The organism is Streptomyces sp. NPDC024687, assembly GCF_055559055.1.
In genome coordinates this window covers 1-3,967 of the sequence record NZ_JBVHLJ010000026.1, presented here as the reverse complement: position 1 = coordinate 3,967, position 3,967 = coordinate 1, and the positions used below count along the sequence as shown (strand labels likewise).

The 3,967-nt window shown below is 68.2% G+C and carries 3 protein-coding genes; 1 reads left to right on the top strand and 2 read right to left on the bottom strand.

Going from position 1 to position 3,967, the window contains the following annotated elements; translation table 11 throughout:
* Window positions 1-495: 495 nt before the first annotated feature.
* A complete protein-coding gene (locus ACZ39I_RS41740) occupies window positions 496-1,485 on the top strand; it encodes a hypothetical protein (RefSeq protein WP_467250969.1) in 990 nt (329 codons plus the stop codon).
* Between the two features lie 72 nt (window positions 1,486-1,557).
* Here the strand turns inward: ACZ39I_RS41740 and ACZ39I_RS41735 are convergent, their stop codons facing one another.
* Entirely contained in the window at window positions 1,558-1,866 is a 309-nt protein-coding gene (locus tag ACZ39I_RS41735; RefSeq protein WP_467250967.1) for a hypothetical protein, read from the bottom strand.
* Between the two features lie 279 nt (window positions 1,867-2,145).
* Window positions 2,146-3,378 carry a hypothetical protein gene (locus ACZ39I_RS41730; protein WP_467250966.1) on the bottom strand — a complete coding sequence of 411 codons (1,233 nt, stop codon included), beginning with the start codon at window positions 3,376-3,378 and terminating at the stop codon, window positions 2,146-2,148.
* Window positions 3,379-3,967: the final 589 nt, after the last annotated feature.

Here is a 3,967-nt window from a genome sequence, read left to right as displayed (position 1 = left end):
CCCCGCGGAGCGGGATATGCCCCGGCAGGCCGGGGCATAGAGCGCGACTTGCGCAAGCGCAATTCGCATTCCGGCGCAAGCGCCAGAATGAGATTCCGTAAACGGAATTACGACAGGGTGTCAATTCGCGCAAGCGCGAATTGAGGGCACCCGCGCAAGCGCGGGTGCCGGGGCTGGCAGCAAGAGGAGGTGTATCACGCTCGCGCCTGTGTAGAACTTGGGATTCCCAGCCACCACCCCCACAACGGAAGTGACGGGCTATCGGCCTGACGGGGTGCCGGCCCCACCGCAGTGATGGGCTCCGCTGCGCTCCACCCGAACCCCTTCCCCACCCTCAAAACCACCCCGCCAACATACACCACAAACCCGCCGTGTCGGGGCGAGATTCAGCCATGTATCACCCAGGGGCGGGAACATGGCGCGCGAGTTATGCATCACGTGACTTGACTGTGTAGAGTCTGGAATCAGACACCACATCCCCTGGCCACCCTCACCGTGCCGGACTTTCATTTTCAGATCGAGGCCGTTGCCGCCATTGTGTGCGGTTTCGATATCCGGCCGGGCGGCATCCCCTTTAATGGCCTGCGCGGGCAGGTACACGCCGCGTGCGGAACGCAAAAGGACCATCACCACCGTGCCCGTCCCGACCTCCAGCCCGCTGAGCTCCCCCACCTGTGCGTCGCCCCCGCTCTGAGGATTGCAGCTCCCCTCCCCCTGGCACGCTGGCCCTATGGCAGTGTGATCGTCATGTCGACGCCTCAACTCCCCCCTTCTCTGCTCGCGGCTGTCCGCAACCTGGCCACTCACTCCGTTCAGCCCTCCGTACAGGAGGCCCTGAACCGGATTGCGGCCGCGCAGCACATCCGTGTGAGCGACGCGATGGAACGCCACCAGCGGTTCATTGGGCAGCACCTGGCCGAGCAGGTCGCCGCGGCCCTAGCCCCGGGACAGGCGATGCGGGAGCAGGCAGTACGGGACTTGCAGGACACCCTCAACCGGTCGTGGGCGGAGAAGCTCGTGCCGGTAGCCCTCTCGCGGCTGCGGTTCGACACTAGGGAGCTGGACCGTGCGCTCGGCCAATGGGCAGCCTGGCAGCAGCTTGACGAGGACGACCGGCGAACGGCCGCCAACGTACTGGAGGAAACGTTCGAGCAGGCCACCTCAGACTCGGCCAGCGAAGTCCCGGAAGAGATGGTGTCGAGCCTTCAGGAGACGATCCGCGAGTTCGAAGCGTCGCAGGCGGGCGTGATCCCGCGCAAAATGCAGCGAGCCGTGTTCGTGTACTTCGTCGGCCTGCTGGTGATCGTGGCGCTGATGCAGGCGTCGTTCACGTCGGACACCGCGGACGAGCTGCTGGGCAAGGGATCGGAGTTGGCACCGTACGCGGGAGTCGCGATGCTCGCCGCGGGCTCCGCATGGGACAAGTACGGCCGCCGGCCCGAGGACGGCGAAGACCAGACCGACGACGGGGACGGCAGCGACTGAGGGCTCAAGGTCCCCCGCTCATGAAAGCCTCCCCTGCCAGGAACTTGGCGGGGGGGCTTTCACATTTCGTGGTCAGGCCGGCCACGAGGCCCAGTGGGGCAGGGTTCCGCGCTTACGGGCATCCTCTTTGGCCACGCGTACGCGGGCGGTGGCCCATTGGTCGGCAGCCCGTTCGACGTCGCGGAGGTGGCCGGCGCGGGCGCCGACGGCTGCGGGGCCGAGTTCGTTGAGACCGCAGCCCCAGCAGATGACCCGATCGGCCTGGCCGGGGCAGGCGGTGTGGTGGCCGCAGCGAGAGCAGGTGTGCTGGCCGTCGCGGTCCAGAGCGTCGGCGTGGGTGATCTCCGAGCGGGTACAGCAGGAGCCGCAGGCCACGGTCACGGCCCGGGTCCAGTCGGCGTGCTCTCGGTCGGAGGTGAGGCGGTAGTCAATGGAGTCCGGCTCACCGATGGACGTCGCGGACGGCCTGGCGGACCACGGCGCACACCGTGGCCGTGTCGAGGGCCTGGAGGCCGCTGTGGGCGAGTGTGGCGAGGCGGCGGGGATCAGTCCGCGACGTCGCTGCTGCGGCTGGAGACGTCGATCAGGGCGCGCTGGGACAGGCCGAAGGCCTGCGGCTGCTGCACTTCTCACCCCTCACAGCCTCACAGAGGAGCCGGTCTACCTGGGGATTCGAGCTGTGAGGCTCACAATCTCCGCGTCGTCGGGGAGGTCCAGGCGCTCCTTGCGCGGGGCAGGGAGCAGTGGCACCGGGCCACCGGGCAGCAGTCCGCGGCGGTGCAGTACTTGGGCGCGGGCGCGACACCAGGATGAGCAGAACTCCCGGGGCCGGCGTCCGGAGCCGGGGCAGGGCTGGGTGCAGACCTTGCAGTGGCCCGGGTCGGCGACGGGTGCCAGGCGCTGCAGCAGTCGGCGAACCTGGTCTTCCTCCTCCGTCCCCTGCGGCACGTCGTCGGAGGTGCAGCCCTCTATGAGCTCGGTGAACGCGGCGCGGAAGACGGTGAGGTCGCGGCGGCAGGCCCCGAGCAGCTCGAGGTACTCCTCTACCGGCCAGCTGGCGAAGGTGCCGGAGCGCGTCAGGTACAGGCCGACGGTGTCGATCCGGTAGCGGTCCTCAGTGTCGAGCAGCAGGTAGCCGGCCAGCTGCCACGCTTCGGCCTGGCGGAGGGTGCGGGTGGCGCGGGTGCTCTTGAAGTCGAGCAGCAGTCCGTCGACGGCGAGGTCGGCGTCCGCGGCGAGGTAAGCGGTGGAGAACGTGGGGCCGGGCGTGCAGTCCTCGGGCCGGGAACGGTCGCGCAGGACCTTCAGGGGGCCGTCGGCGGCCTTGTAGAGCTGGGCGACGACGTCAGCCACCATGTCGCGGTGCGGCAGCTGGAGAAGCCGTTCGAGGGTGAAGGCGCCCGGGTCCTCGCGGGCGGTGATGGCCAGCGGGGTGTACGCGAACCCGTACGCGTTGCGGTAGTTGACCTGGTACCAGGCCGCGGCGATCAGCAGGCGGGCCAGGTCCTCCTCTTCGTCTTGGTCCCGGTCCATGGGCAGGTCTCGGTTGTCGAGCTCCAGGCGGAGCACGGTCTCCTTGAGCCGGTCGGCGAGTTCCTTGCCCACGGCGCGCATCGTCTGACCGGTGCCCTCCGTGCTGAGGTGCAGCATGCCGAGGATCGCGACCGGGTCGACGGGCTTGACGGTGGTGACGGCCAGGCGCAGCCGGTAGTCGATCGCTGTGCCGACGGTGCCGGCCTCCGTACCCACGCCCCGGCCGGGCAGCAGGAGCTGGTCGTCGTGATGCCGGGCTCGATAGTTCTTGCGCAACAGGTGGGCGCCGGCCGACAGTTCACGGTCAAGGAAGCGGCGCAGTGGGGTGCGCGGACAGTGGATACCTGACGTCAGGCTCATGAACACCGCCTTGGGCAGCGAGCGCCATCGAGGCGCTTCGGGGTTGTCACGGTTTGGACGGTAGGCAGCAGCACTGACATCCCGTCACCCTCACGAGGGAACCGAGGGGAGCCGCGGGCGAGGGATTCACCCGCACGAGGGGCGGCGCGGCGTCCTTGGTGACATGGAGGGCAGGGCGAACACGGCGGCGGAAGCCGACAGTGTCACGGGCCCCCTCACAGCCTCACAGTTCACCTATTCACCGGGGGAATGGGCTGTGAGCCTCATAGGCCTCACAGGTGCGGGCAGGACCCGCAGCCGTCGGTGTCCGGTGACAGGGAACTTGGACCGATTGCCATCGAAGTTGGACCGCTGCCGAGGCCGTCACGTTGAGGGGAGAGCAGAGGACCCCTTGAGGTCACGCTGGTGGACAGAGCTCCCTAGCTGTACTGGCTTTCCTTCTCCTTCGACGCGTGGGTAGTCAAGGTCGCGCAGGCGTGCAATCTCGTCTGTCCCTAGTAGGGCTTGGTCAGTTTCACTCTGGGTGGCGTGTCCGCTGGTCCGTGAGGGTCGTTGGGGTGGTGTGACACCTGAGGAGATGGCCGGGGTC

Excerpts from the sequence above, each read along its gene's own strand:
- ACZ39I_RS41730 (WP_467250966.1), bottom strand. The coding sequence starts at position 3,378 with ATGAGCCTGACGTCAGGTATCCACTGTCCGCGCACCCCACTGCGCCGC.